The 23,821-nt window shown below is 72.3% G+C and carries 25 protein-coding genes; 8 read left to right on the top strand and 17 right to left on the bottom strand.

Features of this window, described 5'->3' with window-relative positions; genetic code table 11:
- Positions 1 to 105 precede the first annotated feature (105 nt).
- The 6 genes from A37W_RS0107035 to rlmJ all read right to left on the bottom strand — a co-directional run bounded on the left by A37W_RS0107035 (position 106) and on the right by rlmJ (position 5,339).
- Positions 106 to 993, bottom strand: a complete 888-nt coding sequence (locus A37W_RS0107035; protein WP_018302321.1) for an ABC transporter permease — start codon at positions 991 to 993, stop codon at positions 106 to 108.
- A gap of 46 nt (positions 994 to 1,039) precedes the next feature.
- Positions 1,040 to 1,762 (bottom strand): transporter substrate-binding domain-containing protein, encoded by a 723-nt coding sequence (locus tag A37W_RS0107030; RefSeq protein WP_018302320.1) that lies wholly within the window; start codon positions 1,760 to 1,762, stop codon positions 1,040 to 1,042.
- A 184-nt stretch (positions 1,763 to 1,946) separates the two neighbouring features.
- Positions 1,947 to 2,717: an ABC transporter ATP-binding protein gene (locus A37W_RS0107025; RefSeq protein WP_018302319.1), complete on the bottom strand. Its 771-nt coding sequence runs from the start codon at positions 2,715 to 2,717 to the stop codon at positions 1,947 to 1,949.
- Positions 2,718 to 2,802: 85 nt separating this feature from the next.
- Complete coding sequence (locus tag A37W_RS0107020; protein ID WP_018302318.1) at positions 2,803 to 3,561, bottom strand: phosphate/phosphite/phosphonate ABC transporter substrate-binding protein; 759 nt, start codon at positions 3,559 to 3,561, stop codon at positions 2,803 to 2,805.
- A gap of 1 nt (position 3,562) precedes the next feature.
- A complete protein-coding gene (locus tag A37W_RS0107015; RefSeq protein WP_018302317.1) occupies positions 3,563 to 4,006 on the bottom strand; it encodes a tellurite resistance TerB family protein in 444 nt (147 codons plus the stop codon).
- A 556-nt stretch (positions 4,007 to 4,562) separates the two neighbouring features.
- Positions 4,563 to 5,339, bottom strand: coding sequence for a 23S rRNA (adenine(2030)-N(6))-methyltransferase RlmJ (gene rlmJ / locus A37W_RS0107010; RefSeq protein WP_018302316.1), 777 nt, complete (start codon positions 5,337 to 5,339; stop codon positions 4,563 to 4,565).
- Positions 5,340 to 5,438: 99 nt separating this feature from the next.
- Here rlmJ and A37W_RS0107005 point away from each other — a divergent pair, with 99 nt between their 5' ends.
- Both A37W_RS0107005 and A37W_RS22740 read left to right on the top strand, forming a co-directional pair.
- The gene (locus A37W_RS0107005; protein ID WP_018302315.1) at positions 5,439 to 6,173 is read left to right on the top strand and encodes a MipA/OmpV family protein; all 735 of its coding nucleotides are present in this window, start codon (positions 5,439 to 5,441) and stop codon (positions 6,171 to 6,173) included.
- Between the two features lie 131 nt (positions 6,174 to 6,304).
- Positions 6,305 to 6,883 (top strand): EF-hand domain-containing protein, encoded by a 579-nt coding sequence (locus A37W_RS22740; protein WP_018302314.1) that lies wholly within the window; start codon positions 6,305 to 6,307, stop codon positions 6,881 to 6,883.
- 135 nt (positions 6,884 to 7,018) lie between these two features.
- Here the strand turns inward: A37W_RS22740 and pyrG are convergent, their stop codons facing one another.
- The 6 genes from pyrG to A37W_RS0106970 all read right to left on the bottom strand — a co-directional run bounded on the left by pyrG (position 7,019) and on the right by A37W_RS0106970 (position 10,354).
- Complete coding sequence (gene pyrG, locus A37W_RS0106995; protein ID WP_018302313.1) at positions 7,019 to 8,662, bottom strand: CTP synthase; 1,644 nt, start codon at positions 8,660 to 8,662, stop codon at positions 7,019 to 7,021.
- 144 nt (positions 8,663 to 8,806) lie between these two features.
- A complete protein-coding gene (gene secG, locus A37W_RS0106990; protein WP_018302312.1) occupies positions 8,807 to 9,172 on the bottom strand; it encodes a preprotein translocase subunit SecG in 366 nt (121 codons plus the stop codon).
- A 40-nt stretch (positions 9,173 to 9,212) separates the two neighbouring features.
- On the bottom strand, positions 9,213 to 9,563 hold the full coding sequence (locus A37W_RS0106985) for a hypothetical protein (RefSeq protein ID WP_018302311.1): 351 nt from the start codon (positions 9,561 to 9,563) through the stop codon (positions 9,213 to 9,215).
- A 54-nt stretch (positions 9,564 to 9,617) separates the two neighbouring features.
- Positions 9,618 to 9,749, bottom strand: a complete 132-nt coding sequence (locus A37W_RS24520) for a hypothetical protein (RefSeq protein WP_018302310.1) — start codon at positions 9,747 to 9,749, stop codon at positions 9,618 to 9,620.
- 1 nt (position 9,750) lies between these two features.
- Positions 9,751 to 9,966, bottom strand: coding sequence for a helix-hairpin-helix domain-containing protein (locus tag A37W_RS0106975; protein ID WP_018302309.1), 216 nt, complete (start codon positions 9,964 to 9,966; stop codon positions 9,751 to 9,753).
- Positions 9,959 to 10,354: a DUF6524 family protein gene (locus tag A37W_RS0106970; RefSeq protein ID WP_018302308.1), complete on the bottom strand. Its 396-nt coding sequence runs from the start codon at positions 10,352 to 10,354 to the stop codon at positions 9,959 to 9,961. Before A37W_RS0106970 ends, A37W_RS0106975 begins: the two co-directional genes overlap by 8 nt.
- A 184-nt stretch (positions 10,355 to 10,538) precedes the next feature.
- Between A37W_RS0106970 and A37W_RS0106965 the strand changes: the two genes are divergently transcribed.
- Positions 10,539 to 11,831, top strand: coding sequence for an adenylosuccinate synthase (locus tag A37W_RS0106965; RefSeq protein ID WP_018302307.1), 1,293 nt, complete (start codon positions 10,539 to 10,541; stop codon positions 11,829 to 11,831).
- On the top strand, positions 11,831 to 12,046 hold the full coding sequence (locus A37W_RS0106960; protein WP_018302306.1) for a DUF2842 domain-containing protein: 216 nt from the start codon (positions 11,831 to 11,833) through the stop codon (positions 12,044 to 12,046). Before A37W_RS0106965 ends, A37W_RS0106960 begins: the two co-directional genes overlap by 1 nt.
- A gap of 313 nt (positions 12,047 to 12,359) precedes the next feature.
- Here the strand turns inward: A37W_RS0106960 and A37W_RS22735 are convergent, their stop codons facing one another.
- Positions 12,360 to 15,056 (bottom strand): hypothetical protein, encoded by a 2,697-nt coding sequence (locus A37W_RS22735; protein WP_018302305.1) that lies wholly within the window; start codon positions 15,054 to 15,056, stop codon positions 12,360 to 12,362.
- 145 nt (positions 15,057 to 15,201) lie between these two features.
- On the opposite strand from A37W_RS22735, the gene A37W_RS0106950 reads away from it, so the two are divergent.
- Positions 15,202 to 15,894: a thiamine pyrophosphokinase gene (locus A37W_RS0106950; protein ID WP_018302304.1), complete on the top strand. Its 693-nt coding sequence runs from the start codon at positions 15,202 to 15,204 to the stop codon at positions 15,892 to 15,894.
- Here A37W_RS0106950 and A37W_RS0106945 read toward each other — a convergent pair.
- The 4 genes from A37W_RS0106945 to A37W_RS0106930 form a co-directional block, all read right to left on the bottom strand.
- Positions 15,836 to 16,765, bottom strand: a complete 930-nt coding sequence (locus A37W_RS0106945; protein ID WP_018302303.1) for a DMT family transporter — start codon at positions 16,763 to 16,765, stop codon at positions 15,836 to 15,838. The two genes, A37W_RS0106950 and A37W_RS0106945, sit on opposite strands and share 59 nt — an antisense overlap.
- Positions 16,766 to 16,938: 173 nt before the next feature.
- On the bottom strand, positions 16,939 to 17,349 hold the full coding sequence (locus tag A37W_RS0106940) for a hypothetical protein (protein WP_018302302.1): 411 nt from the start codon (positions 17,347 to 17,349) through the stop codon (positions 16,939 to 16,941).
- Positions 17,350 to 17,427: 78 nt separating this feature from the next.
- Positions 17,428 to 18,801: an L-serine ammonia-lyase gene (locus tag A37W_RS0106935; protein ID WP_018302301.1), complete on the bottom strand. Its 1,374-nt coding sequence runs from the start codon at positions 18,799 to 18,801 to the stop codon at positions 17,428 to 17,430.
- Positions 18,801 to 19,466, bottom strand: coding sequence for a glutathione S-transferase family protein (locus A37W_RS0106930; protein WP_018302300.1), 666 nt, complete (start codon positions 19,464 to 19,466; stop codon positions 18,801 to 18,803). Before A37W_RS0106930 ends, A37W_RS0106935 begins: the two co-directional genes overlap by 1 nt.
- Before the next feature lie 613 nt (positions 19,467 to 20,079).
- Here A37W_RS0106930 and rpiA point away from each other — a divergent pair.
- The 3 genes from rpiA to hflK all read left to right on the top strand — a co-directional run bounded on the left by rpiA (position 20,080) and on the right by hflK (position 23,818).
- Positions 20,080 to 20,865, top strand: coding sequence for a ribose-5-phosphate isomerase RpiA (gene rpiA / locus A37W_RS0106925; RefSeq protein WP_026198340.1), 786 nt, complete (start codon positions 20,080 to 20,082; stop codon positions 20,863 to 20,865).
- Between the two features lie 237 nt (positions 20,866 to 21,102).
- Positions 21,103 to 22,539 (top strand): FAD-dependent oxidoreductase, encoded by a 1,437-nt coding sequence (locus A37W_RS0106915; protein WP_026198350.1) that lies wholly within the window; start codon positions 21,103 to 21,105, stop codon positions 22,537 to 22,539.
- Between the two features lie 91 nt (positions 22,540 to 22,630).
- Positions 22,631 to 23,818 (top strand): FtsH protease activity modulator HflK, encoded by a 1,188-nt coding sequence (gene hflK / locus A37W_RS0106910; protein WP_018302297.1) that lies wholly within the window; start codon positions 22,631 to 22,633, stop codon positions 23,816 to 23,818.
- Positions 23,819 to 23,821: the final 3 nt, after the last annotated feature.

The following is a 23,821-nucleotide window of genomic DNA, read 5'->3' as shown; positions in this document are numbered from 1 at the left end:
CGGGCAGAAACTGCGCAGTTTCTGGCGCCAGTTTCTGCGCAGAAACTGGCGTACGATCTCCGCGTGGAGATCGTGCACGGAAATCGCGTGATTTCCGGGGGGCGCTCATTGCGTGACCTCCTTGCGCAGCAGCTCGCCCCCCGTCGTCGCCTGGCCGTGGCTGAGGCGACGCATCAGCCGCTCCAGCCCGATCTCGGACACCTTGGTCACGCCGAGGTAGAAGACGAGGAGCGCGAGGAAGTACCACATCCGCCAGTCGCCGTGCGGGTAGTCGGTGAATTGCGGCGTCTTGGTCCCGCCCAGCTCGCGCGCCCAGTAGACGATGTCCTCGACGCCGAGGAGGAACAGCAGCGGCGTCGCCTTCACCAGCACCATCCAGAGGTTGGACAGGCCCGGCAGCGCATAGACCCACATCTGCGGCACCAGGATGCGGCGGAAGGTCTGGCGGCGGGTCATGCCGTAGGCCTCGGCCGTCTCGATCTGCGCGTGCGGCACCGCCCGCATCGCGCCGTAGAGGACGTTCGCGGCGAACGCCCCGAACACGATGGAGAAGGTGAGGACGGCGACGAGGAAGCCGTAGGTCTCGTGCACCCATTCGGGCGCGGTGGACAGCGGCAGCTTGGCCGCGGGGCAGACGAGGAAATCGTTGCCCTGCCGCACCGGGTCCGTCCAATCGGGGCACTTGATGCGGTGGCGGACGTACTCGAACGCCTGGTCGAGGGCGATCACGAAGAACAGGAAGAAGGCGATGTCCGGCACGCCGCGGACGACCGCGATGTAGCCGCGGCCGATCCACGCCACCGGCGGGATGTGGCTGCGCGCCATGACCGCGCCGCCGAAGCCGAAGGCCAGCGCCACCGGCGCGGTGATCGCGAGCAGCAGAAGGACCGTGCCCACCGACCAGTAGATCGCCATGTGCTTGCCCGTGGTCAGGTAGCAGGCGAGCCAGGTCAGGCCCTCGAGGCTAGCGGGATCGGCGCAGGCGGCGAACATGCGGAACTGGCGCGGGGCCGGCCGACCGGCCCCGCGCCCCTTGTCTTCAGTAGGTCGCGACCTGGTCGCCGAACCACTTGACCAGCAGCTCGTTCAGCGTGCCGTCCTCCTTCATCGAGCTGATGGCCGCGTCCATCGCCTCGCGCAGGTCGGTGTCGCTCTCGCGCAGGCCCATGCCGACGCCGCCGCCGAGCGGCACGCGGTCGCCCACGAACATCAGCTCGCCGCCCGACGCCTCGACGATCGGCAGGAGGTAGTCGTAGTCGGCGAAGACCGCGTCGGCCTCGCCCGAGCGGACCGCGGCGACGGTCTCGTCCGGCGTCGCGTACTCGAGCAGCGAGGCGCCGCTCTCGGCGACGTGGCCGGCCTGGATGGTGGCGGTCTGCGCCGAGACGACGCCCGAGGTCACGTCCACGTCCTCGGAGGCGGCGACATAGGCGCTCTCGGTCGGCGGGTAATAGTCCTGGGTGAAGTCGATGACCTCGTCCCGCTCGTCCGTGATGCTCATCCCGGCGATGATCGTGTCGTAGTTGCCCGAGACGAGGTTCGGGATGATCGAATCCCAGTCGTTGGTGACCCACTCGCAGGTCAGCTCGGCCCGCGCGCACAGCTCGTCGCCCAGCTCGCGCTCGAAGCCCGCGACCTCGCCGTCGTCGTCGATGTAGTTGTACGGAGGATAGGCGCCCTCGGTGCCCATGCGCACCACGTCCTGGGCGAGCGCGCCGCCGGCGATCAGCGCGGCGGTGGCCGTGGAAAGGATCAGTTTCATCGTGTCTCTCCCGTTGGGGGCCGCCGGTTCGGTCCGGCGGCTTTTCTCTCTGCCGCACAGGGTTATGCGAAACGGCCGCCTGCGCAAGCCTGCCGCTGCGCCGCGCGTTTCGCGGCGGTGCGGTCGATCGGACCTTCGGCGGACCTGCCGGCCGCGCTGGCGCCGGGCGCGCGGTCCGGGACCCTCATGCCGCCTCTCCCGCCGAGAGGAACTGCCGCAGGCGAGCGGTCTGCGGGTTGCCGAAGACCTGGCCGGGCGGGCCCTGCTCCTCGATCCTGCCCTGGTGGAGGAAGACGACGTGGTCCGAGCAGTCGTTCGCCATCTTCATGTCGTGGGTCACGAGGACCATGGTGCGCCCCTCGTCGGCGAGCGACTTGATGACGCGCACCACCTCCTGCTCCAGCTCGGGGTCGAGGGCGGAGGTTGGCTCGTCGAACAGCAGCGCCTTCGGCTCCATGCAGAGCGCCCGCGCGATCGCGGCCCGCTGCTGCTGGCCACCCGACAGCTGCGCGGGCCAGGCGTCGGCCTTGTCGCCAATGCCGACGCGGTCGAGGTAATGGCGCGCCCGCTCCTCCACCTCCTTCGGATCGCGGCCGAGGACGGTGACGGGGGCCTCCATCACGTTGCGCAGGACCGTCATGTGGGACCACAGGTTGAACTGCTGGAACACCATCGACAGGTTCGTGCGGATCCGCGTGACCTGCGCCCGGTCGGCCGGGTGGCGGCCGAGGCCGCTGCCGCGCCACGCGACCGGTTCGCCGCAGAAGATCACCTCGCCCTGCTGGCTGTCCTCCAGCAGGTTCGCGCAGCGCAGCAGCGTCGACTTGCCCGACCCGGACGAGCCGATGAGGCTGACGACGTGGCCCGCCGGTGCGGCGATGTCGACGCCCTTCAGCACCTCCAGCGTGCCGTAGGACTTGTGCAGGTCGCGGATCTCGATGACCGGCGTGTTCACGTGACTGATGGTCCCCTGTTCCCGCCGGCGAGTAGGGCGCAATTCGGCGGTCCATGCAATGGCGCGGGGCGGGTGCCGTGCCGTCTCAGGCGGCGATTGCCTGCGGATCGGGCGGAACGGCCAGGTCGTAGGCGGTGTCGGGCAGGCGAACGATGCCGCGCAGGCCGAGCGTGGCGGCGTGCTCGGACGGCAGCCCCGCGATGGCGGCGGCGAGGGCGGCGCGGATGGCGTCGGCATGCTCCGGGCGGGCGGTGACGAAGCTCTGCCCCGGGCTGGCGCCGGTGCGGCCGATCACGCGGAGGCGGGCCGCCGCCGGCTCCCACCTCTGCAGCGCGCGCCAGGTGATGGCGTCGATGGCGGCGAGGCCGGCGCGCCCGTCCGCGACGGCGCGGGCGCTCGCGGTATGGGCGCCGGTGGCGAGCGCCGGGGTCAGGAACAGGCCGTTTGCGTCGGCCCAGTGCCAGGGCGCGCCCCAGCCGGACCAGGACAGGGCGTCGTTGTAGGCGAATGGTTCGTGCACGGCGTCCTCGGGGCGGCGCGCCGGATGGTCGTCGCGCACCACGAAGAGCGAGCGGTAGAGGCCGGGCGCGGTGCCGTCCAGGCCGTAGTCGCCGCAGCCGAGGACGGTCAGGCGGCGACGGTGCAGGACGCGGAGCGGCAGGTTGCAGATCTGGCCGAGCAGCAGGTCGTCGCGGGCCCAGCCCGCCATGTGGTCCGTCTCGCGGTCCAGCGACGCCGGCGCGTCGATCCCGTCGGACCGCAGGCGGTCGCGAATGCCGGTCCACAGGGCGTCGTGCGCGGCCGCCGTCTCCGGCCGGTCGTACATCGGCAGGGCGGCGAACATCTCAGCCGAGGCGGGCCTGCACCCGCTGGCGGGCCAGCGCGCTGTCCTGATCCTCGACCCCGAGGAGCGGGGCGACGAGGCGCAGCAGGGCGTCCTCCTCGGTGTCGCGCTCGCCGTCGGCGAGCACCACCTCCCACAGCGCCTCGATCACCGTCGCGCGTTCCTCGTAGGGGATCGCGTCCTTGATCGCGCGGGTGAAGCGGACGGTGTCGGGAGCCTCGGCCTCCAGGGACTCGGCCTCCTCGCGCAGGCGGGCGGCGGCGTCCGGCGTCAGCGCGTCGCGGCGGGCGAGGATGCGGTCGATCCGCGCCCGCTCGTCCGGGTCGTAGCTGCCGTCGGAGCGGGCGATGCGGACGAGGAGCGCGGCGAGCGCGAGGCGGGCGTCGGGATCGGGCAGCCTGTCGGGCTCGGGGGCGGTCAGGCGCTTGAGGAAATCGGCGAACATGGGGGGCGATATAGCGGCGGGGCGGCGGTGCGGAAAGGGCGGGGGTGCTCACGAGGGCGGGGGAGGGCGTGCCGCGAGCCGCCGGGACCGAAGTCCGGGACGGACTTCGGCGCGAAAGCCGGTGCGGCTTCCGGACCGATCTCCGGATCGGAGGTCGTCACCCGCCGTCTCGAAGCCCGACGCCCTCGCGGGCGCGGCGGCACAAGGAGGGGTGCCGGCGCGACGGAGGGCATCGGCTGGCCGCGGGCAGACGCTCCTCCGGTGGAGTTTGTCGCCGCATGGCGCCGTCACGGGCTCCTCCCGAACGTCGCGCAGGCGGCACCGAAGCGTCCGGCCGTGGGGGCGGCCAGCCGCTGCCCGGGCTGCTGGCGCGGCTGATCCCGGGCGGGACCTGTCGCGCCGGGCTCTCGATGAATCGCACCGCACTGCAACCGCGGGGCCCCGGCGCAGGGCCGGGGCGGGTATTCCTGGACCGGAGGGAGGGCCTGACCGGGCGGCGGCAGGTCGCGGCCGGGCCGCTGGCGTGGCTGAGGCCGGCGGGTGGTCCCCGCGTGGCTCAGGCGAGGGTTGCGAAGCGGGCGGCGAGGCGCTCCGCCTCGCCCACGAGGCCCCAGGGCGGGTTCACCACGAACAGGCCGGAGCCGCGCATGCGGTGGCCGGGGCGGACCGGCGGGAAGGTCACCTCGGAGCGGAGGGCGGCCGGGTGGTCGGCGGCCAGCCGCTCCACCATCGGGGCGTGCGGCGCCTGCTCCAGCAGCGGATACCACAGGACGAGGATGCCGACGGGCCAGCGCTTCGCGAGGCGGCGGAACAGGTCGGGCATCGTCTCGTAGTCCGTCTTGATCTCCCACGAGGGGTCGCACAGCAGCAGCCCCCGCGCCGGGTCGGGCGGGCAGACGGCGCGGGCCATCTCCACGCCGTCGCGCTGCTCGACCACGGCGCGGCGGCCGAGGGCGGCGGCGAGGGCGGCGTGTTCCTGCGGGTGCAGCTCGGCCAGCCGCATCCGGTCGTCCGGGCGCAGCAGGTGGGCGGCGATCGCGGGCGAGCCGGGGTAGGCGTCGGGGCCGTGCGCGGCGCGGATGGCGGTCAGGGTGCGCGCGTAGGGGTGGTCCGCGTCGAACCGGTCGGCGGCGCGCACGATCCCGCCTGCCGCCTCGCCGGTCTTCGCGGCCTCCGGCGCGGAGAGGTCGTAGAGAGCGCGGCCGGCGTGGGTCTCGATGTAGGTGAGGGGTTTCGGCTTCCGCGCCATGTAGTCCAGCATCCACGCCAGCAACGCGTGCTTGTGCACGTCGGCGAGGTTTCCGGCATGGTAGGCGTGCTGGTAGCTGAGCATCGCCTGCCTTTAGGCGCGCGCGGCCCGGCCGGCAAGCTTGCCGCGGCGCGCCGGACCGCTAGGCTTGGGTTCATCCCCGTTCCGTGTCCGAGAGCCCCCATGATCCGTTCCGCCCTCCTCGCCGCCCTCGCCCTCGCGCCCGCCGCCGCCGCGGCGCAGGAGAGCGGCAACCGCCTGGTCTTCCGCCTCGGCGGCGGCGTCGCCTCGACGCCCGGCTATTTCGGCTCGGGCGAGTCCGAGCTGGGGCCGGACTTCGCCTTCTCCTTCGCCTACGGCCGGATCGGCGGGTTCGAGTTCGGCGATCCCGACCCCTATGCCCCGGCCAGCGGCCTCGGCTTCGGCGCGTCGTTCCGGCTGGTGCCGGAGCGGACGGCGGAGGACTACCCCGAACTCGCCGGCCTGCCCGACCTCGACCAGTCCGTCGAGCTGGGCGGGCAGATCAGCTATGCCGGTCCGGGCTACGAGGCCTTCGCGGCGGTGCGCTACGGCGTGACCGGGCACGAGAGCGTCGTCGCCGAGGCGGGAATCGACGCCGTGGTCCGGGTGCAGCCGGATCTCGTGCTGACGCTGGGGCCGCGGGTCCTGTACGGCTCGGACGACTACGCCGCCTACTACTTCGACGACCCGCGGGTCGGCTACGAGGCGGAGGGCGGGCTGATCTCGGCCGGGCTCGAGGCGGGCTTCGACTGGCGTTTCGCCCCCGCGTGGAGCCTTTACGGCGACGCCCGCTACGACCGGCTGCAGGACAGCGCGGCGGACAGCCCGCTCACGCTGGACGACGAGCAGGTCAGCGTCTCGCTGGGGGTGACGCGGGTCTTCGACCTGCGGTTCTGACGGGCGGGAGCGGGGCCTCACGGGCACTTGAAGCCCGGACCCCGAAAGGCCGGAACGGCGCCTTGCGGCCATCGTTGGTGTGACGGACGGCGGGCCTCCTGCCCGCCGAGACACACCGAAGGAGGACGCACATGCTCCGCCTCGACAAGAACACCACCCTCGCCCTCGGCACCGCGCTGGCCCTCGTCGCCGGCCCGACGCTCGCCCAGACCGCGAGCGACTGGGACCTCGACGGTGACGGCACGCTGACCCGCGACGAGTTCACGCAGAGCGTCGGCGACGCCGGCGTCTTCGCCAACTGGGATGCCAACGACGACGGCATGATAGACCAGGACGAACTCGCGGGGGGCGCGTATGACCGCTACGACGCCGACATGAACGCCGAGCTCGCCGGTTCGGAGTTCGAGAGCGCGCAGACCGATTTCGGCCCCGAGGGTCGTTGGTCCGCGGGCGCGGACTGGACGTCGGACTACGCGGGCTGGGACGTCGATGCGGACGGCCTGCTGACCCGTGACGAATTCCGGACCGGGTTCGCCGACACGCCGGTCCTGAACGATTGGGACATCGATAGCGACGGAATGCTGAACGAGGAGGAATTCTCGGGCGGCGTCTACGGTGGCTACGATCCCACCGGCGCCGGCTACATCCAGGAACCCGGCCTGGCCGGTGTCGAGACCGACATGGGCGATGAGGGCTTCTGGAGCTCCTGACCCCGGACGTCTTTCCCGAGAGGAGGGGCCGGCCGAAAGGCTGGCCCTTCTTTCGTTCGGTAAGCGCGAGGGAAATTCGACGAACTTCCCTCTGGCGCGGATGAAATTTCGTCGAAATTTCTTCGCGGGCCGGCGTCAGACCAGCCGCGACGTCTCCACCGCCGCCCGCACGAAGTCGGCGAACAGCGGATGCGGCGCGAAGGGCTTGGACTTCAGCTCGGGGTGGAACTGCACGCCGATGAACCAGGGGTGGTCGGCCCATTCCACGATCTCGGGCAGGCGGCCGTCCGGCGACATGCCGGAGAAGCACAGGCCCGCGCCCTCCAGCTTTTCCCGGTATTTCACGTCCACCTCGTAACGGTGGCGGTGCCGCTCCTCGATCTGGCCCGCGCCGTAGACCTCGGCCACGCGGGAGCCGGCCTTGAGGTTGGCGGTGTAGGCGCCGAGGCGCATGGTGCCGCCCTTGTCGTCCTCGACCTTGCGGGCGACGACGTGGTTGCCCTGGATCCACTCCTTGAGGTGGTAGACCACGGGCTCGAACCGGCGGACGCCCGCCTCGTGGTCGAACTCCTCGGACCCGGCGGTGACGAGGCCCGCCTTGTTCCGCGCCGCCTCGATCACCGCCATCTGCATGCCGAGGCAGATGCCGAGGTAGGGCACGCCATGCTCGCGCGCGAACTGGGCGGCCTTGATCTTGCCTTCGGTCCCGCGCTCTCCGAAGCCGCCGGGGACGAGGATCGCGTGGTAGCGCTCCAGCCAGGGCGCCGGGTCCTCGCGCTCGAAGATCTCGGCGTCGAGCCAGTCGGCGCGCACCTTCACCCGGTTCGCCATGCCCCCGTGGGTCAGCGCCTCGGCGATGGATTTGTAGGCGTCTTCCAGCTGCGTGTACTTGCCGACGATGGCGACGCGGACTTCGCCCTCGGCGTTCTCCAGCCGGTCCATGACGTCGGTCCAGCGGTCGAGGTTCGGCCGCGGGGCGGGGCTGATGCCGAAGGCGTCCAGCACCGCCTGGTCGAGGCCCTCGCGATGGTAGGCGAGCGGCGCCTCGTAGATCGTCTTCAGGTCGTAGGCGGCGACGACGTGTTCCTTGCGGACGTTGCAGAAGAGGGCGATCTTCTCGCGCTCCCGCTCGGGGATCGGATGCTCGGACCGGCAGACGAGGACGTCGGGGGCGAGGCCGATGGACTGCAGCTCCTTCACCGAGTGCTGGGTCGGCTTGGTCTTCAGCTCGCCCGACGCGGCGAGGTAAGGCAGGAGGGTCAGGTGCATCAGGATGCACTCGCCCTTGGGCTTCTCGTGGGCGAACTGGCGGATCGCCTCGAAGAACGGCAGCCCCTCGATGTCGCCGACCGTGCCGCCGATCTCGCAGAGCATGAAGTCGACCTCGTCCTCGCCGATGCGGAGGAAGTCCTTGATCTCGTTGGTGACGTGCGGGATCACCTGGATGGTCTTGCCGAGGTAGTCGCCGCGGCGCTCCTTCTCGAGCACCGTGGAATAGATGCGGCCCGACGAGACGCTGTCGGTCGCGCGGGCGCTGACGCCGGTGAAGCGCTCGTAATGGCCGAGGTCGAGGTCGGTCTCGGCGCCGTCGTCGGTGACGAAGACCTCGCCATGCTCGAACGGGCTCATCGTGCCGGGATCGACGTTGAGGTAGGGGTCGAGCTTGCGCAGCCGCACCGTGAAGCCGCGGGCCTGCAGGAGCGCGCCGAGCGCCGCCGAGGCGAGGCCCTTGCCGAGCGAGGAGACCACGCCGCCGGTGATGAAGACGTAACGCGCCATATGTCCGATTTCCCCGCAAGTCCGCCAGATCAGCGCGGAGGCCAGATGCGAATCTCGCCGCCCCACGGGACTCCAGCAATAATAGATGAAGCGGGGCGCCGCAACCGCCTCCGCAAGATGTAGAGGGGCAGCGCCCCGTTTCCGTCAGTCGGCGTCGGGCACGAGCGGCGCGTCGCCGCCGCCGGCCGTCGGCGGCAGCAGGCCGTCGCCGGTGCCGAGGTCGGCCGGCGCTTCCGTCGCGGGCGCGGGCGCGTCCTGCAGCCGGTCGATCACCGAGGCGCCGGCGTCGTTGCGGGCGGCGATGATGGTGAGCGCGATGGAGGTGCAGATGAAGGCGATGGCGAGGATCCACGTGGCCTTGCCGAGGGCCGTCGCCGCCGAACGGCCGGTCATCGCCCCGCCACCGCCGCCGCCGATCCCGAGGCCGCCGCCTTCGGACCGCTGCATCAGGACGATGACGATCAGCGACAGCGCGAGGATCAGATGGACGATGAGGATGACGTTTTCCATTGACGCTCGCTGTGTTCGCCGGTGCCGGACCGCGGCGTATCTAGAGGGTCGGGGGCGGGCCCGCAACCCCGCTCCGCCCGCCTGGGCCGAGCGGCGGCGCGGCGGCGCCGCGGCCGCGGACCAGCAGGCCGGCGCAGATCAGGAGGAGGCCGAAGATCAGCGGGCCGGGCGCCGCGATCAGCGCCGTGCCGAGCGCGCCGAGCGCCGGCGGCGGCGCCCCCGCCTCCGCCGCACTCTCGCGGAGGGCCATCAGGTCGCGGACCGCCTGCGCGACCTGCCACGCCGGCCAGGCCACGCCGACGGCGATCAGGCCGCGGCCGGCCCACAGGCGGACCGGCCCGGGCGGACGCGACCCCTCCCGCCGCCGGCGCGCGGCGAGACCGGCGGCCACCGCGCCGAGGCCGAGGACGAGACCGATGAGGATCGGCAGGATCGAGGCGACGCCTCACATCACCGCCTGCTGCGGTTCCAGCCCCCGGCCGGACTGCCACAGGAGGCCCGCCTTCTGCGCCGCGCCCATCCCGCCGGCGAGGCAGATCACCGCCAGGATGCCGAGGATCCAGGCGAGGGTCCGCATCTCAGGGCGCCGGAGCGCGGAAATGCAGGCCGCGCGCCGCCAGCGCCTCGCGCAGCTGGCCGATTCCCTTGGGCCCCATCCCGTGCAGCCCGCGCACCGCGTCCTCGGTCATCCGGGCCACGTCCTCCAGCGTGCTGGCGCCGGCGCCCTCCAGCGCCCGGCGCGCCGGCCGGGACAGGCCGGGCGGCAGGCCGGCGGAGGGGCGGGTGTCATCCATCGTTGTCGTCGACCTCGAGCTGACCGGACAGGCGGCGCCACAGGATCGACCAGTACATGCCGATGGCGAGGACCAGCGACATCCCGAACAGCCCGATCCAGGTGTTCACCGACGGATTCTGCAGGCTGATGAGGCCGCGGTCCACCAGCACCCAGACGAGGGCCGCGACGAGCGCGACCACCAGCGCCATGCCCAGCGCCCCGATGGAGCGCAGGGTCGCCGTCAGGTAGACGATGTAGGCCACGACGAGGACGAGCGCGAACAGCACGGTCAGCGGCGTCTCGGTCGCGTAGTTCCGCGTCGCCCAGGAGATGAAGTTCAGCTCCGTCGGGTTGTACGTCGCCGCCAGAAGCGCGAACGCGAAGAGCCAGCGCCAGACGAACCCCATTGTCTTCTCCGTCCTGTTCCCGGCGCCGACGTTATTCAGACGGACGGCCGGGGCCAAGCGTCCGGGCGTCCTGCGGCCGCGCGGGACGTCCGGGCGCGGCGGCATGGCCACGGCCAAGTCGCTGTTCCGTCCGCCCGCGTCCTCGCCTATACGGGCGCCGGTCCGGCGGACGAGGGGAGTATCAATGGCCAACGTGGTCGTCGTGGGCACCCAGTGGGGTGACGAGGGCAAGGGCAAGATCGTCGACTGGCTGAGCGAGCGGGCGGACGTCGTCGCGCGCTTCCAGGGCGGGCACAATGCCGGCCACACGCTCGTCGTGGGCGACGAGGTCTACAAGCTGCACGCGCTGCCGTCGGGCGTAGTCCGGGGCGGCAAGCTGTCGGTCATCGGCAACGGCGTGGTCCTCGATCCCTGGCACCTGATCGGCGAGATCGAGGGCATCCGCGGGCAAGGGATCGAGATCACCCCCGAGACGCTGATGATCGCCGAGAACGTGCCGCTGATCCTGCCGTTCCACGGCGAACTGGACCGCGCGCGCGAGAGCCAGAACTCCGTCGCCAAGATCGGCACGACGGGCCGCGGTATCGGCCCGGCCTACGAGGACAAGGTCGGGCGCCGGGCGATCCGGGTCGCCGACCTCGCCGACGACGCCACGCTGGAGCTGCGGGTGGACCGCGCCCTCGTGCACCACAACGCGCTGCGCGCCGGGCTGGGGCTGGAGGCGGTGGACCGTGCCGACCTGCTGGCGCGGCTGCGCGAGATCGCGCCGGCGATCCTGGAATATGCCGCCCCGGTCTGGAAGGTGCTGACCGAGGCGCGGCGCGCCGGCAAGCGCATCCTGTTCGAGGGGGCGCAGGGCGCGCTCCTCGACATCGACTTCGGCACCTACCCTTACGTGACCTCGTCCAACGTCATCGCCGGTCAGGCGGCGACGGGGACGGGGATCGGGCCCGGCGCGATCGACTTCGTCCTCGGCATCGTCAAGGCCTACACGACGCGCGTCGGCGAGGGGCCGTTTCCGTCGGAACTGCTGGACGAGGACGGCCAGCGGCTGGGCGAGCGGGGGCACGAGTTCGGCACGACCACCGGGCGCAAGCGCCGCTGCGGCTGGTTCGACGCCTGCCTGGTGCGGCAGACCTGCGCGACGTCCGGCGTCAACGGCATCTCGCTGACCAAGCTGGACGTCCTCGACGGATTCGAGCGGCTGAAGATCTGCACCGGCTACGAATTGGACGGCGAGCGTTACGACTACCTGCCCACCGCCGCCGACCGGCAGGCGCGCTGCACGCCGGTCTACGAGGAAATGGAAGGGTGGAGCGAGAGCACCGTCGGCGCGCGATCCTGGGCGGACCTGCCGGCGCAGGCGATCAAGTACATCCGCCGCATCGAGGAGCTGATCGGCTGCCCGGTGGCCATGGTCTCGACCTCGCCCGAGCGCGAGGACACGATCCTCGTCACCGACCCGTTCGCCGACTGATGGCGCTGTCGCACAAGGCCCGCAAGCGGCTGTCGCTGCTGATCCTGGTGATCGGGCTGCCGGCCTACATCGTGGTCGCGGTGACGATCGTGAACCTGTTCGACCGGCCGCCGATCTGGCTGGAATTCGCGATCTACGTGGCGCTCGGCATCGTCTGGGCGCTGCCGTTCCGGGCGATCTTCCGCGGCGTCGGCCGGCACGATCCAGACGCCTGATCCGGCGGAGCGGCTGGCGCCGCGTTCTTCTTGTCTCGCCTGCGGGCCTTGCGGCCCTCGGCTCGGGCCGCGCGTGGCAGCCCGGGCGCCACGACGGGAGGGGGGGCGGCCGTGGCTGCGTCCGTGGGGAGACCCCTCGGGCGCGGCCCGGGGTGGATGGGCCGGCCAGCGTATTTGGGTGACATGCGAAGGGCAGGGTGCCGCCCGTTCGGCGCCGTCCGGCGTGGGGAGAGGGCGGGACGACGCGGAGGCAGAAACGGGAACGGGCCCCCGCGAGGGAGCCCGTTTCCGCATTTCGTGAGGCTGGCCGCGGTCAGCCGGCGGCGCGCTCTGGGTGGAAGCGGGTCGCCTCGGTCACGGCGAAGCGGCCGTTGCGGACCTTGGCGATCCGGCCCTGGCGCAGGAGCGTGCCGAAGGAGCGCAGCTCGTCCTCGCGGCTGAACTCGCCGGTCGCCATCTCGCGCACCTTGTTCACGAGTTGCGGCCGGGAGAAATCCGGCGCCTTCTCGACGAACGAGGTGTAGGCGGCCGCGGCCTCGAGCAGATCCGGCAGGTCGTGGGCGCCCATCTCGGAGGCGAACTGGGCGAAGCCGGTGTCGGCCTTCGGCGCGGGCGCGGCGGGCGCGCTGTCCGCCACGTCGTCGAGGGTGACGCGGCGCGGGCGGACCGGCTGGACCGGGCGGGCGTCGGCGTTCGGCTCCGGCAGGTCGACCCGCTGGGAGGCGACGAGCTTCAGCGGCGCCGGGCGCGGCCGTTCCGAGCGATGCTCCGCCCCGGCTTCGGGACGGCGCGGTCGGACCACCTGGCGCAGGTCGTCGCGGAAGGCGGCCTCGTCGGTGTGCCGCTTGCCGTCGCCGAGCTGTCGGTCGGCCTCGGCGGCGGCGACGGCGGCCTTGAGGCCGGTCATCGCCTCGCGGCGCGAGCGGGCTTCGGGGGCCGACAGCTCTCCCTCTGCGCGGGACATCAGGCGCGAGATCGAATCCTCGTCGTCCTCGGGCTCGCGCTGCAGCCGCGAGCGGGCGGCGTCGTCCACGGCGGCAGGGGCGTCGGCATCGGCGTCCTCGTCGTCGTGCCGCGGGGCGACCCGGGCCTCGTCGTGCCGGGCGGCTTCGCCCGCGGACGCGAGGCCGTCGTCCTCGTCGTCGCTGTCGAGCCAGGCGCGATCGTCGCGATCCGCGTCTTCCGCCCCGGCGGCGGTCTCGGCGTGAACCGCTTCGGCCTCGTCCCCGGCGGAGAGAGCGTTGGCGGGGAGTTCGCTCTCCCGATCGGGTGCGGGCTCGATCCCGAACGGCTCGTCCGTCCCGGTCCGGTCCTCGGCGAGGGCGGCCGCGAGGGTGCGTTCGATTTCGTCGTCGTCGTCGTCGTCGTCGTCGTCGGCGGCGGCGAGGTCGGTCCCGGCATGGTCGTTCGGGGCGGCGACGGTCGAGGAGTCGACCGTCTCCGTCGCGGCCCTGTCGCGGCCGGCAAGATCGTCGTCGGTGAGGACGGCCTCGTCCCAGAAGCCGGCGGCGTCGTCCTCGTCCGTCCCGGCCTCGAGCGCGGCGAGTTCCGACATCAGCTCGGCCTCGTCCTCGTCCGAGAGGGTGCCGGCGGCGTAGTCCTCGGACGCGAGGCGGTCGGGGTCGAAGGCGGCGTCGTCGAAGGCCTCCTCGGCGTTGCCGTCGTCGTCCTCGTCGTCCTGCGCGGCCTCGGCGAACGCGTTCTCCGCCTCGTCGTCGCCGGTGTCGGGCGTGCGGACGCGGGCGATGGCGGCCTCGAAGTCGCTGCGGCTCATGCGGATGACACGGGCGCGCACGGGCTCGTCGTCGTCGGCGTCGAGGGCGAGAAGGTCGTCGACCTCCTCCTCGGCGGCATCGGCGAGGTCCGCATCCGCGTCGGCATAGGTGGCCGGCGCGGCCTCGTCGTCGTCCTCGCCCGCGGGCTCGGAGGCGGTATCCTCGCCGGCCGCGCCGACGACGGGAAGGTCGCCTTCCTCGGCCTCGCTCGCGTCATAGGTGCCGGCGACGTAGGCGCTGAGATCGACGAGGCCGGCGGTGTCGTCCTCGGGCTCGGTCCCGGCGGGGTCCGCCATGCCGGGTTGGTCCGGCGCGTCGGCCGCGTCGTCCTGAAACGCCGCCTCGTTCTCGAACGCCTCGGCTTCGACGGCCTCGGGGAGCGATTCGCCAGCGTCCTTTCCGGCGTCGGCGTCGCGGTCCTCGGAGGCGGGATCCTCGATGGCCGCGGCGTCCGCGGCGGCGATGTCGTCCTCGGCTGCGGCGGTGTCGGCAGTGTCGTCGGCGACGTCGCGTGCCCGGTCGCCGTCCAGGACGTCGCTGTCGGGGGCGGAGAAGTCGGCCTCGGGGAAGCTGCCCTCGTCGTCCATGCTGGCGAAGCCGACCATGGGCGCGTCCTCGCCGCCGTCCTCGGCGGCGACGGGGGCCGCGGGGGCGGCATTGCGGCCGACGACCGCCCGGATGCGGCGCAGCTTGGCGGCGACGCTGTCGTCGTCGGCCAGGGGCGGCATCGCGGGGGCGGCGGTGGCGGTCGTACCTGGGGCAGACGCGGCAGGGGCGGGAGCGGCAGGGGCGGGAGCCTCCGCCGGCGCGGCGGCCGCGAGCAGTGGGGAGGTGTCCTCCCCGACCGCGGCGCCGGCGGACGGCTCCTCCTGGTCCGCGGCGCCGGCGTGGGCCGGCGGCGGAAGATCGTCGGCGGCGGCGGGCGCGGCCGGTTCGGGCGTCGGCTCCTCGGCCGCGGGGGCAGGAGGCGCCGCTGCGGGGGCCAGCGCGCTGAGCACGATTCCCCGGCTGTCGCTGCGCGCCTCGACCCGGCGCGACACCTCGCGCTCGGCGATTCGGGCCAGCATCTCGGCGTCGGGGGTCGGCGGCTCTGCGCCGAAATACCTGTCGTCGGCGGCGAGGTCGCGGAAATATTCCGCGATCGCCTTCATCGTGGAGAAGGAATCCTCGAACCCTTCCAGCGTGCACGAGAACGTGCCGTAGGATACCGTGAGGATCTTGCTCGATCCAACCATTGCTCGCTCGCTTTCTCCCATCCAGCAACAAACCGTTTACCACGGATCGGGACGGAAACCGGACCGGGACCGGGTTGCGGGACGCTCGATTTCGTGACCCTTTCGTGGCGCCGGTTTCCCGGCCGGAAACAATGAGGCGGTCCTGATGGTCCTCGTTCGGTCCGATCGGCCCGTGACCCTCCTCGGCGGGGCCGACTTTAGGCGCACCGATCTTGATGAGGCGTTAAGCCTCGCGCCGGCTCTCGTCGCCGCGGACGGAGGCGCCGATGCGGCGCTGACCGCTGGCGTGACCCCTCGGGCGGTCATCGGCGACATGGATTCCATCTCGGACGCCGCGCGGGCCGCCTTCGCCGGCCGGCTCCACCGTGTCAGTGAACAGCAGAGCACCGACTTCGACAAGGTGCTGCGCTCGGTCGAGGCGCCGCTGGCGCTGGCGGTGGGGTTCACCGGCGGGCGGCTGGATCACGAGCTGGCGGTGCTCCACACGCTGCTGGCGCGGCCGGACCGGCCGTGCGTCGTCGTGGGTGCGGAGAGCCTGCTGTTCCTGTGTCCTCCCGCGCTGCGGCTGGACCTCGGTCCGGGCACGCTGGTGTCGCTCTACCCGATGCTGCCCTGCCGTATCGCCTCGACCGGGCTGGTCTGGCCCACGGACGGGATCGACTTCTCTCCCGAGGGGCGGATCGGCACGTCGAACGCGACGGCCGGCGGCGTGGCGACGCTGGCGCCGGACGGGCCGGGGATGCTGGTGATCCTGCCGCGGGCGGCGCTGGAGGCGGCGGTCAGGGCACTGGCGGGGCCGCCCGCAGCCGCGCCGCGCTGGCCCGCTCGCGCCGGATGATCCAGAGGCCGGCCACCATCGTCACCGCGATGCCGAGCGCCGCCAGGCCGTTCGGCAGGTCGCCGAACATCGCCCAGCCGACGAGGGTGGCGAAGGGGATCTCGAGGTACTGCATCGGAGCGAGCGTCGCCGAGGGCGCGTAGCGCAGCGATCCGGTCATCGCGAGGTGCGCGACGGTGCCCAGAAGGCCGAGGAGCAGGAGCAGGCCACCGACCTGCGCCGACGGCAGGATCAGGTCCGCCGGCACCCACAGCAGCAGCGGCAGCAGGAGCGGCAGCGCCATCAGGCCCGAGATCGCCTGCATCCGGACCGGGTCCACCGTGCGGCCGACGATCCGGGCGACCAGCATGAAGAAGGCGAAGACGACCGCGACACCCAGCGGCAGGAGCGCCGGCGCACCGACGGCGGCGAAGTTCGGCTGCACCACCAGGAGCGTGCCGACGAAGCCGACGCCGCAGGCGATCAGGCGGACCGGTCCCACCTCCTCGCCGAGGACGAGGTGGCCGAGGAGCAGCATGATGAAGGGCATGATGAAGGCGATGGCCACCGCGTCGGCGAGGGGGAGGTAGCGCAGGGCGGTGAACATCATCGCGATGCCGGCGATGTGCAGGAGCGTGCGGATCGCGATGAGCCCGAGCGCGCGGCCGTCCGGCCAGGGCGCCGACGAGGCGAGCGTCAGCGGCGTCAGGACCGCAGCCTGGATCGCGAATCGGGCGAGAAGGAGCACCGGCATCGCGACGGCCGTGCCGATCAGCTTGGCCACCCCGTCGCCCAGCGGGGCGAGGACGCAGAAGCCCAGCATCAGGGCGATGCCGAGGAGGGGGCGGTCGGCGCGGGAGGGTGCGGCGGTGGCCGGGGCGGGGGCGCTCATGCCGGCAGGCTAGCCGCGGGGGCGGCGGGGGCAAGGGCGGATGCGGGCAACGGTGGGGCCCGCCGCGCCACGTCGGGAAGAGCGGGCGCGGGCCGCTGGCGGGCGCCGCGTCATCTGCCTGTGGAGGGTCGACGGGCGGCGCAGCCTGCCGTCAGGCCCAGGCGGCCAGGTCCTCAGTAGCAGCCCGAATGGTCCTCGCCCCAGCCGGCGAGGTAGATCACCTGCGGCGTGCTGCCGTAGCCGCAGACGAAGACGCTCACGCCGAACGGCTGCCCCGACGCGACGGCCGCCTCCAGCCCGGGGGCGCGGCCGCCGTTCTGGTAGAGCTGCGGGATCATCGCCCGGACGCTCTGGTTGCCGAAGACCGGATCGTATTCGTCCTGCGGGTGGCGGATATTGAAGCGGTGCACGTTGGCGCGGTCCTGCTGCAGTACGGCGCCGAGTGAGGTCAGGCGGACCCCGCTAGAGTTGCGCATGTCCTCCGGCCCGATCCAGGCGACGTAGTAGGCGAGCTGGTTCCACTGCTGCGCGGCGGCCGGCAGGGCGCACAGGCAGAGAAGGGCGGCGAGGCGAAGGACGTGCATGATGAAAACCCCCTGAAGGTAGATGCGTCAGGGGGCGATGCTAGTCGCCGGACTGCCGTTGCGGCAAGCACCGTCGCCTCAGCAGTTCGGCACGTTCACCGCGAGGCCGCCGAGCGACGTCTCCTTGTACTTCTCGCTCATGTCCGCGCCGGTCTGGCGCATCGTCTCGATTGCGGCGTCGAGCGGGACGAGGTGCGTGCCGTCCCCGCGCAGCGACAGCGAGGCCGCGGAGACGGCCTTGATCGCGCCGAGGCCGTTGCGCTCGATGCAGGGGACCTGGACGAGGCCGCGGACCGGGTCGCAGGTCATGCCGAGATGGTGCTCCAGCGCGATCTCGGCGGCGTTCTCGACCTGCGCCGGCGTGCCGCCGAGGACCGCGCAGAGGCCGGCGGCGGCCATCGCCGAGGCGCTGCCGACCTCGGCCTGGCAGCCGCACTCGGCGCCCGAGATCGAGGCGTTGAACTTGATGAGGCCGCCGATCGCGGCGGCGGTGAGCAGGAACTCGGGCACGCGCGAGGGCGCGGCGCCGGGCACGTTGTCCAGCCAGTAGCGGATGACGGCGGGCATCACGCCCGCGGCGCCGTTGGTCGGCGCGGTGACCACCTGACCGCCGGCGGCGTTCTCCTCGTTCACCGCCATCGCGTAGGCACTCATCCAGTCGTTGATCGTGTGCGGCGCGGCGAGATTGGTGCCGCGCTCGGCGATCAGCGCGTCGCGGATGCCCCTGGCGCGGCGGCGGACCTTGAGGCCGCCGGGCAGCGTGCCCTCGGCCGCGAGGCCGCGGTCGATGCAGTCGTTCATCACCTCCCAGATGCGCTTCATGCCTTGGTCGAGATCGGCGGCGGGGCGGCGGGACAGCTCGTTCGCGCGTTTCATGCCGGCAATGGTGAGGCCCGAGGCGGCGGCCATCTGCAGCATCTCGGCGGCGCTCTTGAACGGGTAGGGGACGGGCGGGCCGTCGTCGGTGCCCTTGCCCGCGGCGAGCTCGTCGGCGGTGAGGACGAAGCCGCCGCCGACGCTGTAGTAGGTCACCTCGGTCACCACGTCGCCCTCGGCGTCGAGCCCTTGCAGGATCAGGCCGTTGGCGTGGCCGGGCAGGGCGGGGCCGCGGTCGAAGACCAGATGCTCGGCCGGGCGGAAGGCGAGCCGCGGCAGGCCCTCGGGATCGACGGTGCCCTCCTCATTGATGCGGGCCAGCTCGGCCTCGGCCTTCTCGGCGTCGTAGTCGTCGGGCCGGAAGCCGGCGAGGCCGAGGATCACCGCCCGGTCGGTGGCGTGGCCGACGCCGGTGAAGGCGAGCGAGCCGTGCAGCGAGGCGCGCACGCCCGCGACGGAGAAGGGCTGACGGCGCAGGTGGTCGAGGAACCGCGCCGCGGCGACCATCGGCCCCATCGTGTGCGACGAGGACGGGCCGACGCCGACCTTGAACATCTCGAAGACGGACAGGAACATCAGGTGGGGCTCCCCTCGGGCGGGTTCGGCGGCTGTGGGCGGGTGACGGGTCGCGCGCCCAGGCCTTCGGCCACGGCGGCGGCGCGGACCGGGGCCGAGGTCTCCCACGCCGCGGCGCGATCGTAAAGGCCGGGCCAGCGGGCGAGGTCGAACCAGGCCGTCTCGCCCCGCGGGTAGAGGGCCAGCCAGCGCAGCATGGGGAAGAGGTAGGCGTCGAGCGCGGGAGCGGCGGGAATGTGCGCCTCGGCGAGGTCGAGGAGGGCGGCGATGCGGGTCCGCGTGGTCGCGATCAGCGGCGGCAGGATGTCGGGCGGGACGAAGCGGGCGGGGCCGAAGAGGATCTGAAGGGCGGGGTGCAGGCTGTTCGACAGCCAGACGAGCCAGGACAGCGCCGCGGCGCGGGTCGGATCGCCGCGCGGCGGCAGGAGGTCGCCGTGGGTCTCGTCCAGCCAGATGAGGATCGCGGCGGTCTCGAACAGCGGGCCGTCCGGGGCCTCGAGGACAGGGATCAGGCCGTGGGGGTTGAGCGCCAGGTAGGCGGTGTCCCTCTGCGCCCGGGCGCGGCGGTCGACGAGACGGGTCTGGAACGGAAGACCCTGCTTGAGCAGCGCGATGCGGATGCACAGCGAGGCGTTGTCGGGGGCGTAGTGCAGGATGAGGGTCATGGGGGGACAATAGGGTGCGGTGCGAGTGGGGGCGGATGGATTGCGACGGGACGCGGGCGGAAGGCGGCGGGGGCGGGCGGCCGGTGGGGCGGGTGCTGCGCGGCAGAGATCCGTCGTCGCCATACCCGCCCCGGGCCTGACCGGCGGCCGCGCGAGGCCCGAGCGGGCCCCCGGTTGGAAGAGGTCGCGGGCCGGGCCCGGGACGGGAGTGGACGAGAGCCAAGTCGTGTCCTCGTTCAGCGCTCAGCCGGGTCAGTCGCGCGGAGATCATATCGGGAGGGGGGCGCCCGGATCAGCCGCGCCAGCGGCCCGGGCAGCGAGTGGCCGCCCCCCGGGCAGACGCTTCCGCGCCACCGGCGAGACGACGGGGATCCGGCGGGGCCCGGCGGGGGCATCAAGCTAAGACGCCCTCAACGCTGCGGCGTCGGAGCCTCTGTTCGCGGCCGGACGCTGCCCTCCGTCGTCCTCGAATAGCACGGCACGGTCGTCTCATGGGCGACGGTCAGGTTCCGCGCGGCAGCGCCACGGCCGGGCGCGATCGGCGCGGGGAGGGTCGCGTCGCTGCGCGGCAGGCGCTATGACGAACGCGCACGTCACGCCCTGGAGACCGCCGATGCCCGCCCCGCTCTCACCCATCGACAAGGCCAAGTACGTGGCCGCCCGCCGCGCCAGCGAATTCGTCGAGAGCGGCATGAAGATCGGCCTCGGCACCGGGTCGACCGCCGCCTGGCTGGTGCGCTGCCTCGGCGAGAGGGTGGCCGGGGGCCTGCGGATTCGGGCGGTGCCGACCTCGTCCCGCACCGCGTCGCTGGCGCGGGAGGTGGGGATCGAGGTGATCTCGCTGGACGAGGCGAAGTGGCTGGATCTGACGATCGACGGCGCCGACGAGGTGGACGGCAACCTCAACCTCATCAAGGGCGGGGGCGGCGCGCACCTGCAGGAAAAGATCGTGGCGACCGCGTCGGACCGGATGGTGGTGATCGCCGACGCCGGCAAGCAGGTCGAGACGCTGGGCGCGTTCCCCCTGCCGATCGAGGTGGTCCCGTTCGGCTGGCAGACGACGCAGCTGCTGGTGGAGGAGGCGCTGATCGGCCTGGACGTGCTGGGTCGGACCACGGCGCTGCGCATGAGCGGCGACGCCCCGTTCGTGACGGACGAGGGCAATCACATCCTCGACCTGCAGCTCGGCCGGATCGGCAATGCGCGGCAGCTGAGCCTCGTGCTGAACCAGATCCCCGGCGTCGTGGAGAACGGCCTCTTCATCGACATCTGCGACGCGCTCGTCGTCGGCCACGGCGACGGTCGGGTCCTGGTACGCGACCTCGCCGAAGGCGGCGTGAGCGAGACGCGCTACGCGCTCGAGGGCGAGGACAACATCTTCACCGAGATCGCGGAGTAGAAGGGGCGCCGGCCGGCGCTCGCGCACGCCTGGCGCCGGCGCATCGCCCCGCCCACCGTCCCCGGGGGGCTTGCCGTGGCGCGAACGTGCGGGGGAGAGGTCGGGAGATCGACGGCGCCATTGGCGTCCCTGCCCTCCGCCGGTTCGCGACAGGGGGCCGGGCCGGCGGCGCCCTCCGCTGGCAATCGGGCACGGGCTGTGGAATACCGCCTCGGACGGGTCGCGCGGGAGATGTTCATGGCCGGGTACGACTACGATCTCTTCGTCATCGGCGGCGGCTCCGGCGGCGTGCGGGCGGCGCGGGTCTCGGCGCAGCTGGGCGCGAAGGTCGCGCTGGCCGAGGAAAGCCGGATGGGCGGGACCTGCGTCATCCGCGGCTGCGTGCCGAAGAAGCTGATGGTCTTCGCCTCGTCCTTCGACGGTGCGCTGGAGGAGGCGAGGGCCTACGGCTGGGAGGTTCCGGACAGCCGGTTCGAGTGGCCGCGCTTCCACGACAGGCTGCGGGCGGAACTGGATCGGCTCGAAGGCGTGTACCGCAAGCTGCTGGACTCCTCCGGCGTGACCGTCTTCGACCAGAGGGCGACGGTGAGCGGGCCGAACGAGATCACGCTCGCCGACGGCAGCACGGTCAGCGCCGCGCACATCCTGGTCGCGACCGGCGGGCACCCGGTGCGGCCGGACATGAAGAACGCGCGGCTCGGCCTGGTCTCGGACGACATCTTCCATCTGGAGGAGCTGCCGAAGTCCATCCTGATCGTCGGCGGCGGCTACATCGCCTGCGAGTTCGCCTGCATCCTCGCCGGGATGGGCGTCGAGGTGACCCAGTTCTACCGCGGCGCGCAGATCCTGCGCGGCTTCGACGACGAGGCGCGCGGGCTGATCGCCGAGAACATGCGCGCCCGCGGCATCGACCTGCATGTCGGCACCGACATCGCCGAGATGACCGCCGCCTCGGCCGAGCGGATCGACCACGGCAGCGGCAGCGACGCCGTGATGGGCGACGACCTGCTCCCGGGCGAGGGCGATCCGGGCTGCCCGGTCTGGGTGAAGGCGACCAACGGGTCCGAGCGGGCGTACGACGCGCTGCTCTTCGCGACCGGGCGGGCGCCGAACAGCAAGGGGCTGGGGCTGGAGGAGGTCGGCGTCGAGATCGGCCGCCGGGGCGAGGTGAAGGTGGACGAATATTCCGCGACCGCCGTGCCCTCGATCCACGCGATCGGCGACGTGACGAACCGGGTGAACCTGACGCCGGTCGCGATCCGCGAGGGAATGGCCTTCGCCCGGACGGTCTTCGGCGGCGAGCGGACCCCGGTCGATCACGACCTGATTCCATCGGCCGTGTTCACCCAGCCGGAGTTCGGCACCGTGGGCATGACCGAGGAGGAGGCGCGCGAGGATCACGCGATCGAAGTCTACTGCAATTCCTTCCGGCCGATGCGCAGCGCCTTCGCCGAGAGCAAAGAGCGGGTGCTCATGAAGCTGATCGTCGACGCGGAGAGCCGGCGGGTGCTGGGGTGTCACATCGTCGCGCCAGAGGCGGGCGAGATGATCCAGCTGGCGGGGATCGCGGTGAAGATGGGCGCGACGAAAGAGGATTTCGACCGCACCTGCGCCGTCCATCCGACGATGGCGGAAGAGCTGGTGACGATGCGGGAGCCGACCCGCACTGCTTGAATTCGGCGCCGATGCGCACATTTTGGGAACACCCGCGCGCCGGCCGGTACTGCCCGGTCCGCGCGCCTGCGAGGAGGGAAGACGCACAGTAATGGCTGGGAACAACGGTGGACCCTGGGGCGGCAACGGCGGTGGCCGGCCCCCCGGAGGCAACGACGACGACAGGCGGCCGCCGCAGCGGCCCCGTCGCCCGAACGGCGACGGTCCGCAGATGCCCGATGTCGATGAATGGGTGAACCGCGGCCGCGAGCAGCTGCGCGTCCTGATGGGCGGGCGGGGCACGGGCGGCAACGGCACCGGAGGCACCGGCGGGTCGGGCGGGCCGCGCCTGACGCGGGGCACGTTCGGCCTGATCGTCCTAGGGCTCGTGATCCTGTGGGGCTTTCTGTCGTTCTACACCGTCCGGCCGGAAGAGCAGTCGGTGGAGCTGTTCCTCGGCGAATATGCCTCGACCGGCAATCCGGGCCTGAACTTCGCGCCCTGGCCTGTGGTCACCTACGACATCGTCAACGTCACCTCCGAGCGGTCCGAGCAGATCGGCCGGCGCGGCGCGCAGGACGGCCAGAGCGGCCTGATGCTGACGACCGACGCCAACATCGTCGACATCGGCTTCCAGGTGGTCTGGAACGTCGCCGACCCCGCCAAGATGCTGTTCAACATCGCCGAGCCGGAAGAGACCGTGCAGGCGGTGAGCGAATCCGTCATGCGCGAGGTGATCGCGGCGTCCAACCTCGCCCCGATCCTCAACCGCGACCGCGGCCTGATCGCGCAGCAGGTGCAGGACGGCATCCAGGCCACGCTCGACGAGTACGAGAGCGGCATCAGCATCGTGCGCGTCAACCTCGACACCGCCGACCCGCCGCCGGAGGTGATCGACAGCTTCCGTGACGTGCAGGCGGCCGAGCAGGAGCGCGACCAGCTCCAGCGCGAGGCCGACCGCTACGCCAACCGCGTCCTCGCCGAGGCCCGCGGTCAGGCGGCCCAGACGATCGAGCAGGCCGAGGCGTATCGCGCCCAGACCGTGAACGACGCCGTGGGTCAGGCCAGCCGCTTCTCCGCCGTGCTGGGCGAGTACCTGCAGGCCGAGGACGTGACGCGCCGCCGCATCTACCTCGAGACGATGGAGCGGATACTCGCGGACACCGACAAGGTGATCCTCGATCCGCAGGTCACCGGCGGCCAGAACGGGGGCACCGGCGTGGTGCCGTTCCTGCCCCTCAACGATCTCATGCGCGGCAACGCCGGTCCTGCCGGCGCCGCCTCGACCGCGGGGAACTGAAGA

It is taken from the genome of Wenxinia marina DSM 24838 (assembly GCF_000379485.1).
GTDB lineage: Bacteria > Pseudomonadota > Alphaproteobacteria > Rhodobacterales > Rhodobacteraceae > Wenxinia > Wenxinia marina.
The sequence above is the reverse complement of the archived record's forward strand: the minus strand, read 5'-3'. Positions and strand labels throughout refer to the sequence as shown.